General features: G+C 45.1%; 17 protein-coding genes and 1 tRNA gene. 9 read left to right on the top strand and 9 right to left on the bottom strand.

Going from position 1 to position 15846, the window contains the following annotated elements; translation table 11 throughout:
- Positions 1 to 4: 4 nt before the first annotated feature.
- Positions 5 to 760: a uracil-DNA glycosylase gene (locus AOC21_RS00730; protein ID WP_215391917.1), complete on the top strand. Its 756-nt coding sequence runs from the start codon at positions 5 to 7 to the stop codon at positions 758 to 760.
- Here AOC21_RS00730 and AOC21_RS00725 read toward each other — a convergent pair.
- On the bottom strand, positions 749 to 1045 hold the full coding sequence (locus AOC21_RS00725) for a hypothetical protein (RefSeq protein WP_251371524.1): 297 nt from the start codon (positions 1043 to 1045) through the stop codon (positions 749 to 751). The two genes, AOC21_RS00730 and AOC21_RS00725, sit on opposite strands and share 12 nt — an antisense overlap.
- A gap of 1 nt (position 1046) precedes the next feature.
- On the opposite strand from AOC21_RS00725, the gene hemA reads away from it, so the two are divergent.
- The 5 genes from hemA to rmuC all read left to right on the top strand — a co-directional run bounded on the left by hemA (position 1047) and on the right by rmuC (position 6004).
- Positions 1047 to 2363 (top strand): glutamyl-tRNA reductase, encoded by a 1317-nt coding sequence (hemA, locus tag AOC21_RS00720; protein WP_215391916.1) that lies wholly within the window; start codon positions 1047 to 1049, stop codon positions 2361 to 2363.
- Entirely contained in the window at positions 2364 to 3443 is a 1080-nt protein-coding gene (prfA, locus tag AOC21_RS00715) for a peptide chain release factor 1 (RefSeq protein WP_215391915.1), read from the top strand. It begins immediately after the preceding gene.
- 3 nt (positions 3444 to 3446) lie between these two features.
- Positions 3447 to 4286 carry a peptide chain release factor N(5)-glutamine methyltransferase gene (gene prmC, locus AOC21_RS00710; protein WP_215391914.1) on the top strand — a complete coding sequence of 280 codons (840 nt, stop codon included), beginning with the start codon at positions 3447 to 3449 and terminating at the stop codon, positions 4284 to 4286.
- A gap of 106 nt (positions 4287 to 4392) precedes the next feature.
- Positions 4393 to 4701 (top strand): Grx4 family monothiol glutaredoxin, encoded by a 309-nt coding sequence (grxD, locus tag AOC21_RS00705; protein ID WP_215391913.1) that lies wholly within the window; start codon positions 4393 to 4395, stop codon positions 4699 to 4701.
- Between the two features lie 28 nt (positions 4702 to 4729).
- Positions 4730 to 6004, top strand: coding sequence for a DNA recombination protein RmuC (gene rmuC / locus AOC21_RS00700; protein ID WP_215391912.1), 1275 nt, complete (start codon positions 4730 to 4732; stop codon positions 6002 to 6004).
- Between the two features lie 122 nt (positions 6005 to 6126).
- Here rmuC and AOC21_RS00695 read toward each other — a convergent pair whose 3' ends face one another.
- Entirely contained in the window at positions 6127 to 6711 is a 585-nt protein-coding gene (locus tag AOC21_RS00695) for a phasin family protein (RefSeq protein ID WP_215391911.1), read from the bottom strand.
- 186 nt (positions 6712 to 6897) lie between these two features.
- Here AOC21_RS00695 and AOC21_RS00690 point away from each other — a divergent pair, with 186 nt between their 5' ends.
- Positions 6898 to 8226, top strand: coding sequence for an MFS transporter (locus tag AOC21_RS00690; protein ID WP_215391910.1), 1329 nt, complete (start codon positions 6898 to 6900; stop codon positions 8224 to 8226).
- A 57-nt stretch (positions 8227 to 8283) separates the two neighbouring features.
- Here the strand turns inward: AOC21_RS00690 and AOC21_RS00685 are convergent.
- The 6 genes from AOC21_RS00685 to petA all read right to left on the bottom strand — a co-directional run bounded on the left by AOC21_RS00685 (position 8284) and on the right by petA (position 12344).
- Positions 8284 to 8359, bottom strand: a tRNA-Thr gene (locus AOC21_RS00685).
- A gap of 18 nt (positions 8360 to 8377) precedes the next feature.
- Complete coding sequence (locus AOC21_RS00680; RefSeq protein ID WP_215391909.1) at positions 8378 to 8785, bottom strand: ClpXP protease specificity-enhancing factor; 408 nt, start codon at positions 8783 to 8785, stop codon at positions 8378 to 8380.
- Positions 8786 to 8814: 29 nt separating this feature from the next.
- A complete protein-coding gene (locus AOC21_RS00675) occupies positions 8815 to 9426 on the bottom strand; it encodes a glutathione S-transferase N-terminal domain-containing protein (protein ID WP_068320223.1) in 612 nt (203 codons plus the stop codon).
- A 99-nt stretch (positions 9427 to 9525) separates the two neighbouring features.
- A complete protein-coding gene (locus AOC21_RS00670) occupies positions 9526 to 10299 on the bottom strand; it encodes a cytochrome c1 (protein WP_371817791.1) in 774 nt (257 codons plus the stop codon).
- A gap of 31 nt (positions 10300 to 10330) precedes the next feature.
- Positions 10331 to 11731: a cytochrome bc complex cytochrome b subunit gene (locus tag AOC21_RS00665; protein WP_215391908.1), complete on the bottom strand. Its 1401-nt coding sequence runs from the start codon at positions 11729 to 11731 to the stop codon at positions 10331 to 10333.
- 10 nt (positions 11732 to 11741) lie between these two features.
- Complete coding sequence (gene petA, locus AOC21_RS00660; protein ID WP_215391907.1) at positions 11742 to 12344, bottom strand: ubiquinol-cytochrome c reductase iron-sulfur subunit; 603 nt, start codon at positions 12342 to 12344, stop codon at positions 11742 to 11744.
- 137 nt (positions 12345 to 12481) lie between these two features.
- Here petA and mscL point away from each other — a divergent pair, with 137 nt between their 5' ends.
- Both mscL and AOC21_RS00650 read left to right on the top strand, forming a co-directional pair.
- Positions 12482 to 12904, top strand: coding sequence for a large conductance mechanosensitive channel protein MscL (mscL, locus tag AOC21_RS00655; RefSeq protein WP_215391906.1), 423 nt, complete (start codon positions 12482 to 12484; stop codon positions 12902 to 12904).
- Between the two features lie 55 nt (positions 12905 to 12959).
- Positions 12960 to 14147, top strand: a complete 1188-nt coding sequence (locus AOC21_RS00650; RefSeq protein ID WP_215391905.1) for a Do family serine endopeptidase — start codon at positions 12960 to 12962, stop codon at positions 14145 to 14147.
- A 27-nt stretch (positions 14148 to 14174) separates the two neighbouring features.
- On the opposite strand, the gene AOC21_RS00645 is transcribed toward AOC21_RS00650, so the two are convergent.
- The gene (locus AOC21_RS00645) at positions 14175 to 15779 is read right to left on the bottom strand and encodes a tetratricopeptide repeat protein (protein ID WP_215391904.1); all 1605 of its coding nucleotides are present in this window, start codon (positions 15777 to 15779) and stop codon (positions 14175 to 14177) included.
- Positions 15780 to 15846: the final 67 nt, after the last annotated feature.

Below are 15846 nucleotides of genomic sequence, written 5' to 3'. Positions count from 1 at the left end.
TAAATTGAAGGCGCTATTTACAAAAGACGATATTCCTAGTGATTGGCGCGAATTACTGGGTGATTATTTCGAGTCGACCGACTGGCAGTCTCTAGAGCAAAACTTACAGACCGTTTTAAATCTTGACTCAAGCGTTGTCAGGCCTGAGCCTCAACACTTTTTTAAAGCCCTCAAACTTACGCCAGTGAATTCAGTAAAGGTAGTCATTCTGGGTCAAGATCCTTACCACTCCCCAGGACTGGCACAAGGCTTAGCTTTTTCTATTCCAGAAGATATTGCGGTGATCTCCCGAGCATTTCCCAGCTCGCTGCGCAACATTAGCAAGGCGCTGGCACTAGAAGGCTTTGGTCAGCTACCTAATGGCGATCTGCACGGCTGGGCTAGGCAAGGAGTGCTTCTGCTCAATACCGCGTTGAGTGTCAAATTGGGTGAAGCTGGTAGCCATACCAATTTAGGATGGAAGAGTTTGATTGATCACTTAATTGCTGCACTCTCTAAATCAAAGCCATATTTAGTCTGGATGCTATGGGGAGGTCATGCTCAATCCAAACTTCCATTGATTGAAATCGGCAAAGACCAATTGGTTTTGCAATCCTCTCATCCCTCTGGTCTTGGCGTATACAAAACAGACAAGCCTTTTTTGAAACCAGGCGGAAAAGGTAGTTGCGGACATTTCACCAAAACCAATCAATGGCTAATTGAGCATCAGGACTCACCCATTCGGTGGGTGGAAACCACTCAAACGGATTTATTTAGCTAAAGCAGTAAAAAGACATCCCAGTGCACAAGAGGCAAAAATGGCACTAACCCACTCCATCATTTGCCCCGACTGAAAAAATCCCCAATATTGGCCCAAATACGAGCTAGAAGCGGCTGCAACAAAGCCTAGTAAGAAGGCTACAAGGATCTTGCCGGGCTTAAGCCCAGAGGAAGGGCCGGGGTAAAAAATCCAAGCCGATGCCCCAGAAATACCCCCAATCACCAGAAAAGCCAAAAACCCCATTGATACCCCCATTAATGCTGCCATCAAATCTATAATCGCCATTATGAAGTTGTTGACACTTGGCATCAATCATCACACAGCGCCGCTAGCCGTTCGGGAAAAAGTCGCCTTTGACCCTGAATTTCTTCAAGAAGCGTTACACGATCTTCGCCAACACTTAGTTGGCGCGAATCAGGCTGGGCTGCCCGAAGCTACCATTTTGTCAACTTGCAACCGAACTGAAGTCTACTGTGCCGCAAATGATGCAAGCGCTGCAGGCCTCTTACATGAAGCTACTTTTGACTGGTTAGCTAAAACTCAGCAACTTGCACCAAGCAGTCTTGAGCCACATATTTATTCACTACCCCAATCAGATGCAGTGCGACACGCATTCAGAGTTGCCTGTGGTTTAGATTCGATGGTGATTGGCGAGACTCAAATATTAGGTCAAATGAAAGATGCAGTTCGCACTGCAAACGATGCGGGTGTTTTGGGAACCTATCTCAACCAACTCTTTCAGAAAACTTTTGCAGTAGCTAAAGAAGTGCGGGGCTCGACTGAAATTGGAGCTCATTCTATTTCAATGGCAGCAGCATCAGTTCGTCTTTCTGAGCGAATCTTTGAAAAAATCTCAGATCAAAAGATTTTATTTATTGGCGCTGGTGAAATGATCACCTTATGTGCCACTCATTTTGTATCACGCAAACCCAAAAATGTAGCAATCGCCAATCGCACAATTGAGCGTGGCCAAGAGTTAGCGGATTCAATTTCTGCACAAGACGTTGAAGCTGAATCCTTCAAACTCTCAGAGCTACCAGGCCGCCTTCACGAGTTTGACATCATTGTGTCTAGCACCGCTTCATCCCTACCGATTATTGGTCTTGGCATGGTTGAAAGCGCCTTGAAACAGCGGCGCCATAAGCCTATGGTGATGATTGATTTAGCCGTACCACGGGACTTTGAACCAGAGATTTCTAGACTAGATGACATCTATCTCTACACCGTGGATGATTTAGGGGTGATGATTCAGACAGGCGCTAACTTACGTCAAGCTGCGGTAAGCCAAGCTGAAGCAATCATCGAAGATCGGGTTGGTAACTTCATGCATTGGATGCAAGGTCGCAATGCTGTGCCACTGATTCAGGATATCCAGCAGCAAGGCGAGCGTTTACGTCAACTGGAACTAGAACGTGCAATGAAGCGATTAATGCGCGGGGAAGATCCTCAAGAAGTTCTTAATGCGATGGCTCAAGGCCTCACTAATAAATTTTTGCATGGTTCACTCCATGCGCTGCAACACTCTAATGGCGCCGAGCGTGACGCCTTGATTAAGCTGTTACCTAAACTATTCGCCTCGCATTCCAAACTAGAAGACCATTAGATGAAGCCCAGCATGCGGGCTAAGCTAGACCATCTAGACACGCGCTTAGCCGAACTTAACTCCTTATTAACCTCCGAAGAAGCAACCAAGGATATGGATGCTTATCGGAAGCTCACGCGCGAACATTCTGATATTGCCACGGTTGTTGAGCAATTTGGTCTTTACAAACAAGCCGAAGCAGATGCGCAAGCAGCAGAGGAAATGCGCAAAGATCCTGAAATGAAGGACTTTGCGGATGATGAGCAAAAGCAGGCGCTAACAATCATGGAAGCCCTAGAAGGCACGCTACAAAAGCTCCTACTTCCTAAAGATGAGAATGATGAACGTAATGTCTTCTTAGAAATTCGCGCAGGTACTGGCGGAGATGAAAGCGCCCTCTTTGCAGGTGATCTACTGCGCATGTATACCCGCTTTGCAGAGCGCCAAGGCTGGAAGGTAGAGGTAGTTAGCGCTGCTGAATCCGACTTAGGTGGATACAAAGAAGTAGTCTTGCGCCTCGTCGGCCAATCCGTTTATTCGCGCCTTAAATTTGAATCCGGTGGTCATCGCGTGCAACGTGTGCCCCAAACAGAAACGCAAGGACGTATTCATACTTCTGCGTGCACTGTGGCTGTGATGCCTGAAGCAGATGAGCTTGAAGCAGTCAAAATTAATCCAGCAGAATTACGTATTGATACCTTCCGCGCCTCGGGCGCTGGTGGTCAGCATATTAATAAAACTGACTCGGCAGTTCGCATTACCCACTTACCTACGGGCACAGTAGTTGAGTGTCAAGATGATCGCAGTCAACATCGCAATCGCGAACAAGCAATGAAGGTATTGGTGTCTCGCATCATGGATGCTCGCGAACGAGAGAAACATCAACTCGAAGCGCAGACTCGGAAGTCCCTTGTTGGCACAGGCGATCGCAGTGATCGCATTCGTACCTATAACTTTCCCCAGGGTCGCATTACTGATCACCGCATTAATCTAACTCTTTACAAGATTGATGCCATGATGGATGGTGATATCGATGACCTCTGCAATGCCCTTGCATCTGAACATCAAGCAGAGTTGCTTGCTGCCCTAGGCGATAGTTAATCCATGGGGGAAGCCTGCCTGCGCTCCTTGCTAAGCGCCTCTGAGCTCGCTCCCAGTGAAGCCAAGATCCTTATGGCCCACATCCTTGAAAAGCATTACCAACTTCCGCGTTCCGCCCTGCTATCCCGTGATGATTTAGAGCTCAACGCTGAGGCGCTGACAGAGTGGAAAACACTAGAGTCCAAAAGATCTCAGGGCGAACCGATTGCCTACTTGATTGGGAAAAGAGGTTTTCACAATATCGAGCTTTATGTCGCGCCCGGTGTTCTGATTCCGCGCCCTGAAACTGAGTTGCTAGTTGAGATTGGCTTACGCGAAATAGCGCGACTGGATATCCCCACAAGAATTTTGGATTTGGGTACAGGCTCTGGAGCGATCGCATTAGCCATTGCGCATGAAGCACCTCAAGCGCTGGTTACTGCCACCGATCAGTCTAATGAAGCTCTAGCGATTGCCAAAACCAACGCTAAGCAATTGAATATTGCTGAACGAGTGCAGCTTTTGCAAGGAAGCTGGTATGAGGCATTAAATACAGATTTGCCTTTTGACATCATTCTGAGCAATCCACCTTATATTGCCTCCAACGACTCTCACCTTAGCCAGGGTGACCTACGCTTTGAACCGATTTCAGCTCTCACCGACCACGGTAATGGGCTTGCTTGTTTAGAGGCCATCATCCTGGGCGCCAAACTGCACCTTAATTCCAATGGCTTATTAGCCGTTGAGCATGGATTTGACCAATCTGCGGCAGTGGTGGCGCTGATGGAGTCTGCAGGCCTTCGCGACATTCAAACCCATCTGGATTTAGGCGGCCATTACCGCGTAGCCTCAGGCAGAAAATAGGTCCCAATAACCTTTTTTCACATTAAGTCTTAAAATCAACTAAACCCTATTTTCAAACCGTCTTTGCAATAAGACCGCCGTAGTAGAAACCTTGTAGAAAGAATGTATGGACACACAAGCTCAAATTAAAGAAATCGTTACTAGCCACCCAGTTGTATTGTTTATGAAGGGAACTGCCCAGTTTCCACAGTGCGGCTTTTCTGGAAACGCAGTCAATATCTTGCGTGCTAGCGGTGTTGAAAACCTACATACTGTGAACGTCTTAGAAGATGCCGGTATTCGCCAAGGCATTAAAGAGTTTGCAAATTGGCCAACCATTCCTCAGCTCTACATCAATGGTGAATTTGTTGGTGGCTCCGACATCATGACTGAAATGTTTCAGTCTGGCGAACTTCAAAAACTCGTTAAAGCTTAATCAAGATTTTCATTGAGACTTTAACGCTGTGACTTTTGATTTAAGCTCTCTTCTACTGTTTGGCCTGCCATTTGGAGTTTGTGCAGGCCTTTTAGTTTATGCACTGAACTTACGCTCCACTCTTGCTCGTGTTGAGCTGCAAGCCCAAACAGAGCTTGCCCTAGCAGTAAGCCTGCGCAGCGAGCGTGACCAAGCATTGCAAAATGCTATTCGCCTAGAAGCAGAATTAGACTCTGAACGCAAACAAGGTCTAGGCAGAATTGAATCGCTCAATGAAGCAAAAGAAGCCCTCACAAATCAGTTCAAAAATTTAGCCAATGAGATCTTGGAAGATAAATCTAAGCGTTTTACGGAGCAAAATACTGCTAGCTTAGATGCCTTACTCAAGCCCTTGCAAACTAAGCTCACTGAATTTAAAGAGCAAGTCAGCACTTCATATGGCAATGAAGCTCGTGAACGCCACGCCCTCAAAAGTGAAATCGAGCGTCTAGCCAATCTCAATTTACGCATGTCTGATGAAACGCGGTCCTTAACCCAAGCTCTAAAAGGCGACTCTAAGGTTCAAGGTAATTGGGGTGAACTCGTGCTGGAGTCCATCCTCGAATCCTCTGGCTTGCGTAAGGGCGAGGAGTATCTCGTACAAGATAGTCATACTCAAACCGATGGCTCACGGTTGCAACCAGACGTTGTCATCAAGCTTCCTGAAGGTAGAAGCCTAGTAGTCGACAGCAAGGTATCGATCACTGCTTATGCGCGACATGCTGAAACTACTGATCCTGTAGTTGCCGAGCAAGAACTAGCTGCTCATATTCAGTCACTACGCCAGCATATCCAAGGCTTATCTGGAAAAAACTATAGCGCCCTCTATGGAGCGGGCTCAGTAGATTTTGTGCTTATGTTTGTGCCCATCGAGCCAGCGTTCTTGCTTGCATTAAAAGCTGCGCCTAACTTGTATCAAGAAGCGCTAGCGAAAAATATTGTGCTGGTATGTCCAAGCACTCTCATGGCGACGCTACGAACCGTTGCCCATCTATGGCGACAAGACCATCAAAATCGTAACGCTCTAGAGATCGCAAAACAATGCGGCAATCTTTACGATAAGTTTGTTGGATTTGTGGATGACCTAGAGAAGTTGGGGCAACGCTTAGATCAAGCGCAAACTAGCTATCACGATGCCTTCAATAAATTGAAAACCGGCAAAGGTAATCTCATTCGCTCCGCAGAAAAAGTACGCGAATTAGGCGTTAAGCCCAGTAAAAACCTAGCTTCACCCTTGATTGAGTCTTCTGCTGACTTCGAATAAATTCAGGTTGTTGTCGTAAATAATATTTGATATTTAGACAAACAAAAACCCCGCCTAGTTTGCACTAAGCGGGGTTTCTTTTTGAGACTTACTGCTAGATCTAACTCTCTGCGAGTTACTAATTAAGCAGATTTACGGCTACGTGATGCAGGTGTAGCAGATTTCTTAACTTGAGCGATTTGACCTTGTACAGTTTCGAGCGCTTGTTCAGCAGTTTTTTCTGCAGTTGCAAAAGCTTCTTTGCTAGCAGCGCGGAACTGTTCAAAACCCTGCAATGCACTACCGTATACAGTCTTGAATGAAGACAAGAAAGCATCAGAACCTGCAGGTGCATTCGCAGCAACAGTGTTAATCCACTCTTGGAAACCATCTTGCAACTGGTCGATGCTTGCATCAACCACATTTACAAATTCTTTATTGCCATCACGCAATACTTTAGTTACTTTCTTTTGGTAAGCAGTAGCTTGATTGCCAGCAGATTGCAAAGTTTCAGCGCTTAACAACTCAGTTACTTGCTTTGGATCTTTTGCTGTCAAAACTTGTTGAATGCCGTCTTGAGCATTTACCAAAACATCTTTAGAAGCAGCGTAGTTCAACTCAGCCAATTTTTGAGCATTCTCTAGAGCAGCTTCGCTCAAAGAAAAAGTAGCCTCGAGGCCTTTGCTATTAATTTGGGACAATTTAGCGGTGATTTGATCTTGGTTCATGTATTTCTCCAGAAATTAAGTGGTACAACTGTCAATTAAGTGCATTTAAGGAGATTTCAGATACCTTAAATATTGCACTGCACCATGAAACTGTAACTGAAGGAATATGACAAATCAAGCAATTTTTGCTGCTGTGCAACAAATATATTCCTTATATAAAATAAACGTAATATAATCAACAACTTAATGGAAAATCAGAACCCCCACTCGTATCGAAAAGTAGCCATCGCAGCCTGCTTTGGTACCTTTTTGGAATGGTATGACTTCCTCACCTTTGCCACCCTGGCAGTTGTTTTTGCACCCCTTTTCTTTCCCTCTACAGATCCTAATACAGCGCTTTTAGCGAGCCTAGCGACGTTTGGCGTTGGAATGGTAGTGCGGCCTATAGGAGCCGCTCTTTTTGGCTCTATGGGCGATCGAATAGGTCGCAAACCCGTCTTTATGATCACTATTGTATTAATGGGGCTTGCTACTGTGAGCGTTGGCTTTTTACCGACCTATGCCCAAGTGGGAATATGGGCACCAATTTTTCTGGTGGGATTACGTCTACTTCAAGGCTTATCCGCTGGCGGTGAAATCGGAGGAAGTGCCGTCTACCTTACAGAACATGCTGGCAATGAATCTCGAGGATTTAAAACAAGCTTTCTGCAACTGATGGGACCACTTGGTATTTTGTTCTCCACCCTACAAATTGCCCTACTGAGAAACTACCTATCACCAGAAGAATTTCAGTCTTGGGGCTGGCGTGTGCCTTTCTGGATTTCGTTTGCTCTTCTGCTGATTGCATTTAAAGCTCGCATGGCCTTAGAAGAAACACCTGTATTTTTAGAGCTGAGTAAATCACATCAGCAATCTGCAAATCCATTGCTGAATAACTTTCGTGATCCACAAACACGCAAGCGCATGTTTTTGCTTTTCTTCTGCATCTCTGCAGGCGGAGCAGTAATGTTTTTTTGTGTGCAAGTCTATACGGCAATTTTCTTAAAAACTTCTGTGAAGCTTGCGCCAGAGCTGGTAGATCAGCTCAGTATTTACGGTACCTTAGCCTTATTTCCGCTCACTATTTTTGCTGGCTGGCTGTCGGATAAGATTGGCCGCAAACCTGTAGTGGTTTGTGGGCTCTTCTTGGGTGCCCTGTTTATATTGCCGGCATTTCATCTACTCAAGAACATTGGTATGGCATATCTCCATAACCCAACAGATACTCTCAATCTTATGTTGATTGGCTTGCTGTTGATGGGCCTATCTTTATCTCTTGCTTTAGTAGTTGGACCTCAGGCTGCAATGCTGGCAGAACTCTTTCCCGCCAAATCTAGAAACAGTGCGGCAACCCTTCCACACAATCTCGCTGCTGGATGGATTGGGGGGCTACTTCCTTTGATTGTGACCTGGTTAAATCAACGCTGGCAAAGTGATAGTGCTGGACTGTGGTATCCCACTTTATTTTTAGCATGCGCTGCTATTGTGGCTCTTTTGTATTTACCAGAGACCAGAAAAACGAATCTGCATCTATAAGCAATCAACTAAAGAAAAAAGCTTCTAAGTCATTTAACTTAGAAGCTTTTGTATTTTTGGTGCCCCTTGTCCGACTCGAACAGACCACCTACTGATTACAAATCAGTTGCTCTACCAGATGAGCTAAAGGGGCAACGGTTAGTATTTTATCCTATTTCACAATCTTCAAGGACGGTCTTGTGGTTTTAGGTTTTTCGGGGGCCTGATCTTCAGAATCGGCAACATGAAGATCTCGGGCCTGAGCTGGATCAAATGGGAAAGACATGCCCTGACCATTTTCCCTGGCGTAGATTGCAAGAACATGGGTGACTGGGACCATGATCTTCCTTGGAATTCCACCAAATCTCGCTTGGAAGCTTATCCAATCATTCTCTATCGCAAGCTGATGGCATGCCTCCAGGGAAAGATTCAGAACAATCTCGTCGTTCTTCACAAATTCCATGGGAACCTCTACCCTAGCATCCACAAAAACCGCTATGAAGGGCGTAAAACCAAAATCCGTGCACCACTGATGTAGGGCACGGATTAGATAGGGTTTGTTGCTTGGAACGTCAGACATTCTGACTAATAATGAACCGCTAGGAAAGCTTAGCGGCGCATTACCTTCTCTGAAGGTGTCAAAGCCTCAATGTAAGCAGGTCTGCTGAAAATACGCTCAGCGTATTTCAAAAGGGCTGCAGCATTACGAGAAAGATCGATGCCATAGTGCTCAAGACGCCACAACAATGGTGCAATCGCAACGTCAAGCATAGAGAACTCATCACCCAACATGTATTTGTTCTTAACAAAAATTGGTGCCAACTGAGTCAAGCGATCACGAATCGCTAAACGCGCTTTTTCATGAACCTTTTCAGCGGCTTTACCTTTTTCATTTTCCAATGCGGCTACGTGCACAAACAACTCTTTCTCAAAATTGAAGAGGAAGAGACGTGCGCGTGCGCGTGCTACAGGATCAGGCGGCATTAACTGTGGATGAGGAAAACGCTCATCAATATATTCATTGATGATATTTGACTCATACAAAATTAAATCACGCTCAACCAAGATAGGAACTTGGCCATATGGGTTCATTACTGAGATGTCTTCAGGCTTGTTAAACAAGTCGACATCGCGGATTTCAAAATCCATGCCTTTTTCAAAGAGCACCAAACGGCAGCGTTGCGAGAATGGGCAGTTAGTACCCGAGTACAACACCATCATAAATTTATTTCCTTAAATTTCTACTTCAATACAACAAACGCACAACAGCGTTAAATCTTTTCACTAATGGATCCTAGTATCAGGACCCATCACACTCAATTAGTGAACGTCTTTCCAATAAGCTTTGTTCAAACGCCAAGCCAAGAGGGTGAAGATTGCCAAGAACAAGAGAACCACTACACCAAGACGCTTACGTTCTAACTGAACTGGCTCAGCCATCCATGACATGAAGGCAACTAAGTCGGCGATGTTGTCGTCGTACTCTTCTGTCTTCATGGTTCCTGGAGTTAACTGCTCAAAGCCTACAAATACCTTTTCCATTCTGCCTTCGTCATGAGGATCTTTACGCTCCTCAAACTTTGCAGCACGCTCACCCTGTAACTGCCAGAGTACATGTGGCATACCTACGTTCGGGTATACCAAGTTATTCCAACCAGTTTGCGTGGTGTCGTCTTTATAGAAAGTACGGAAGTAGGTATAGAGCCAATCAGTTCCACGAGCACGAGCCTCAACTGATAAGTCAGGCGGGTTCTTACCAAAGAAAGCTTTACCTTCTTTTGGTGTCATGGAGATAGTCATCAAGTCCCCGACTTTGGCATCGGTCAAAATGAGGTTATCTTTGATTTGTTGGTCGGTCAAACCAATATCGCGCAAACGGTTGTAACGCATGCTTGAAGCCGCATGGCAGTTCAAGCAGTAGTTCACAAATAACTTTGCTCCGTTTTGCAATGAGGCATTGTTACTTACGCGATTAGGGGCTTGATCCAATGGAAAGCCACCTTCATTTGCATTGGCGTTCAAGCCAAAGCCGAGGGCCGCAACCAATACTGTTGCTTGGCAGACGCCCATCAAAGTTTGCAGAATTCGTTTCATACTAGTTCCTAGTTTCTCTGTGGTATCTGAATTAATGGGACTCAAAAGTAACGCGCGTTGGAACTGGCTTGAATTTACCAAGCGTGCTCCAGAACGGCATTCCCAAGAAGAAGCCCAGATAATAAATAGTGCATACCTGAGAAATCTTTTCAAACACTGGTGAAGGTGGCTGGATACCTAAGTAACCCAAGATCACAAAGCTCACCACAAACACACCATAAATATATTTATGGAACTGAGGGCGATAGCGAATCGATTTCACTGGTGAATTATCGAGCCAAGGCAAGAAGAACATGATCACAACAGAACCACCCATGATCACAACACCCCAGAACTTAGCATCAAACAAGAAAAAGCCAGCTGCCAAAACTAAAGCGATTGCAGCGCAAGCGCCCTTCACCTTAATGTTTTTACTCTTCAGCGCAAACATTCCAAGAATGACTGCCAAGAAAATCCACAAAGGCAACAAGAAGTTTGTTGTAGTTGCACGCAACATTGAGTAGAACGGCGTGAAATACCAAACTGGGGCAATGTGTGCAGGTGTTTGCAATGGGTTTGCAGGAATGAAGTTATTTGCTTCAAGGAAATAACCGCCCATTTCTGGAGCAAAGAACACGATGCAGGCAAAGATCATCAAGAAACCGCCCAGGTACATCACATCATGCACGCTGTAGAAAGGGTGGAATGGAATGCCATCAACCGGATGACCATTCGCGTCCAAGTTCTCTTTAATTTCCACGCCATCAGGATTGTTTGAACCCACTTCGTGGAGAGCCAAAATATGGGCTGCTACCAAGCCAATCAAAACCAATGGAATTGCAATCACATGGAATGCAAAGAAGCGATTCAGAGTTGCGTCACCCACAACATAATCACCGCGTAACCACAGAGATAAGTCAGGACCAATGAATGGGATTGCAGAGAATAAGTTCACAATTACTTGGGCGCCCCAATAGGACATCTGACCCCATGGGAGCAAGTAACCGAAGAATGCCTCACCCATCAAGCACAAGAAAATTGCACAACCGAAAATCCAAATGAGCTCACGTGGCTTGCGATAAGAACCGTAGATCAAACCACGGAACATATGCATATAAACCACCACAAAGAATAAAGATGCGCCAGTGGAGTGCATATAGCGAATCATCCAACCCCATGGTACTTCGCGCATGATGTATTCAACGGACTCAAAAGCCTTTGCAGCATCAGGCTTGTAGTTCATGGTTAAGAAAATACCGGTCAGTATTTGGTTTACCAACACTACGATGGCCAATGCGCCAAAAATGTAGAAGAAGTTTAAATTCTTCGGCGCGTAATATTCGCTCATATGGCGCTTAAACGCTTCTGTTACGGGAAGACGTGAGTCAACCCAAGCCATTAACTTTTGCGCTGCGGAGGCGTCTGCTGGGACTTGTTTTTCTTGGAATGCCATTTATCTCTCCTTAGGCCTTCTTATCGTCGCCGATCAGAATCTTGGTGTCGCTCAAATACATATGTGGCGGCACTTCAAGATTATCTGGGGCTGGTTTGTTCTTAAATACACGGCCTGCCATATCAAATGTAGAGCCATGACATGGGCAAAGGAAACCACCTGGCCAAGTATTTGGCAGTGATGGCTGAGCACCGGATTCAAATTTCGGAGTTGGAGAGCAGCCCAAGTGGGTGCAAATGCCAACAACTACGAGGTACTCCGGCTTAATAGAGCGCCATTGATTCTGCGCATAAGGAGGCGTAAATTGAGCCGGGTCACGCAATGAATTTGGATCTGCTAACTCACTATCAATCTTTGATAGCTCAGCAACTTGCTCAGGAGTACGACGCACCACCCAAACTGGCTTGCCGCGCCACTCGACCATTCTCATCTCATCTGGCTGCATACCAGTGATATCGATTTCAACAGCGGCTCCGGCAGCTTTTGCACGCTCAGAAGGCTCAAAACTGTCCACAAAAGGGTATAGGGCTGCAGCGGCACCTACGCCACCAACTGCCGATGTGGCGATCAGCCAATTACGGCGATCCTTGTCCATACAGGGCTTGTCACTCATTTACAAAATTCCTAGAAAGGGTATTTATGGGTGGAAATTGCTTAAAGGTAGGATTTTAAAGTAAAAAGTGGGGTAAGCAAGAAAGTTATGGGGTTAATCTCCAGTTAAACGGAATCTACATTCAAAGGAAGGCATTTATGAGCGTTTTAAAGGAGTTTCGGGACTTTGCCGTAAAGGGCAATGTGATCGATTTAGCGGTTGGTGTCATTATTGGCGGGGCTTTCGGGAAAATCGTGGATTCCCTGGTAAATGACATCGTTATGCCCGTTATTTCGACCCTATTAGGGGGTCATATCGACTTTACAAACCTTTTTGTCGTTCTTGGCCATGTTCCAGAGGGTGTCCCCAGAACCTTTGATGCCCTCAAAAAGGCAGGTGTTCCCATTTTTGCCTATGGCAATTTCATCACCATCTCTATCAATTTCATCCTGTTGGCATTTGTGATTTTTCAAATGGTTAAAGTGGTCAATAAAGTTCGCTTGATGGATGCGCCCCCTCCTCCTCCAGCTCCAGAAGACGTAGTATTGCTTCGAGAGATTCGTGACAGCTTGAAAAAATAATTGGCGACCAAGAATTTCTGATCGCAATTAGACATATAAGTAAAACACCCCCTCGATGAATTCATCCATTCAAAAATATTGGCTCATCTTTGCGCAGGCTGTCACTGTGATGTTAGCGGCTGTGTTTATTGTGGCAACACTGAAGCCAGAATGGCTTTCGGAGTCGAGGGTTGGTTCTTTAGCAAGCACTACTTCATTCATGGAAAGTGCCTACGACGGTCAACTCAGTCCAGGCTCGTATCATGAAGCAGTAAAGCGCTCAATGCCTGCAGTAGTCAATATTTTTACTAGTAAGGCGAACTCCAAGCCCAAAGCCCGTAAGGGTTCTAGCCCGAACTCTATAGATCCTTTATTTAATTTTTTCTTTGGAGATCAAGCGCCAGAAAAAGAGCCTAGCTCAAGCTTAGGCTCTGGTGTTTTAGTCAGTCCTGAGGGTTACATACTTACCAATCACCATGTGATTAGTGATGCCGATGAAATTGATGTGGCTTTATCGGATGCTCGTAAAGTAAAAGCAAAAGTAATTGGTAGCGATCCTGAAACAGATATAGCAGTTTTAAAAATTGAAGCCAAACAACTACCAACTCCCATTACGCTAGGCAAAGTGGAGTCTGTACATGTAGGTGATGTTGTTCTTGCAATCGGCAATCCCTTTGGAGTTGGCCAAACTGTAACTTCTGGAATTGTTTCTGCATTGGGTCGCGATCATGTGGGCATCAATACATTCGAAAACTTTATACAAACGGATGCTGCAATTAACCCCGGAAATTCCGGAGGTGCCCTGATAGACACCCGCGGCAATCTCATCGGAATTAATACGGCCATTTACTCCAATAATGGCGGATCTATGGGCATTGGATTTGCAATCCCGGTCAACCTTGCTAAACAAGTAATGGAGTCGATTCTTGCCAATGGCAGTGTCACAAGAGGGTGGATTGGCGTAGAGCCCCAAAACCTCTCAAAAGAGCTCTCAGAGTCTCTTGGATTGCCTGGCAATACAGTGGGGGTCCTACTTTCTGGCGTCCTGGAGGGTGGGCCTGCGTCACGTGGGGGTGCATTGCCGGGGGATGTCCTGACCGCCCTTGATAACAAGCCCATCAAAGATGTGCGTGACCTACTAAACCAAGTCGCCCAGATCAACCCGGGCAATCAAGCTAAATTGACGATTTTGCGCAAAGGTAAACAGGTGGAGTTAACGGCGCAAATTGGGAAACGCCCCAAACCTAAACAACAGACAAATTAGAAAATGGAAATGGGATGGCTTTAAGCGCTACATCCCATTCTTTGCAATCTGAGTTAAATCGTTTTGAACTTGATGTATTGCCTTGTCCCAATTTTGATACTCGTGTTGCGTGTAAATTTTGGCTGTTGGGTACCAAGGACTGAGGCTGGTATTTTTTAACCATCTCCAGCAACTATCAAATCTATTCAGAATCCATACAGGCTTACCTAAGGCGCCCGTGAGGTGAGCCATAGAAGTATCCACCGTAATCACTAAATCCAAATTTTGAATTAGTGCGGCAGTATCGGAAAAAGTATTTAATAAATCGGTGTAATCATAAAAATTATCTTTTGCCCAATATCGATCTTTTTCTAGATATTCTGGGGAACGAAGACCGTCGCCTTTTTGCAGACAAAAGTAACTCACATTTTCGATTTCAGAGAAAGGGTAGTAATTTGAGAAGGGGATATTTCTTCTCTCATTCATAGCCCAAAGATTGGGATCTTTCTTGTATCCCCCGCTCCATACCAAGCCGACCTTTAGTCCAGAATGATGAGCAACCTTGTGCTTCCACCAGCCCACTTTCTGCTCATCGACTTGAATATAAGGGACATCAGCAGGAATGGTGTCTATATCCGTATGAAATAAATATGGCAATCTCATTAGTGCAGCTTGGTAGTCAAAGCCATCCGCTACCACTTCACCAATCTCAAGAACTGTGATGTTCAGCGGTTGAGCAACGAGTAATTCTTTAAGCTCGACCTGGACTGCCAGCGTGATGTGGCTATTAAATTTACTGAATTTTTCTAAGTACCTATAGAACTGAATAGTATCTCCAAGACCCTGCTCAGCCCATATCAATATTTTTTTATTATCAATATTTGCAAGCGACTCTAGTTTTGGAATATCTTTAAATGGATTGCCGATCCTTGAGCTGCAATAAAAACGGGATTCGTAATCTTTCCAACCTTCTGAAAAGTTGGCTTCTGCTAATTTCAAAACAGAGTAGTTCGATAAAGTATCGGCATCTCCAGGGAAGATGCTGAGCGCCTTTTGAAAAGAATCATGGGCCCGTGTTAAGAGCCCTAAACCAAGCTCAGCATTCCCTTTATTTGAATAGGCCTCTAAGTAGTCAGGATTAAGCGCTATCGCTTTTTCGTAACAAGGAATGGCATCCTTAAGGTTGCCCATTGAATCCAAGGTAACGCCTTTGTTTAACCAAACGGCTGGGTCATTTTTATCTAGCGCAATTGCTTTCTCTAGACGCTGTAAGGATTCTGTAAATTTTCCGGTATTGCGCAAAATTGCGCCCATATTGATTAGGGCCGGAACTAAATTGGGGTTTAACTCCAAAGACCTTTCAAAATACATTTCTGCATTTTCATATCTTTGAATATGCGAAAAAATCAGGCCTAACTGAAAGTTGGCCTCGTATGTCTGGTTAACCTGTAAAGCAGCCTCAAAAGACTGGGCTGCGTGTAATAAGTCATTTGCTGCTAAATATAGCTCGCCCAGCAAGTAAGCGGACTCATATTGAAGTTCTTTTGCTGGGGCCAACTGCAACACTTCTATGGCGGAATTGATCTGCCCTTGATTGAATAAATTCAGGGCTAAAGAGTACCTCACCTTTTCATCATGGAGATCGGTCTTCATGAATACATCCACATTCAATGCTTTCTAATGAAAAAACCCGCTGTGTTGCCACAGCGGGTTAATTTAA

The organism is Polynucleobacter sp. VK25 (assembly GCF_018687355.1).
In the GTDB taxonomy this organism is placed as follows: domain Bacteria; phylum Pseudomonadota; class Gammaproteobacteria; order Burkholderiales; family Burkholderiaceae; genus Polynucleobacter.
This window is presented reverse-complemented; position numbering and strand designations above follow the sequence as displayed.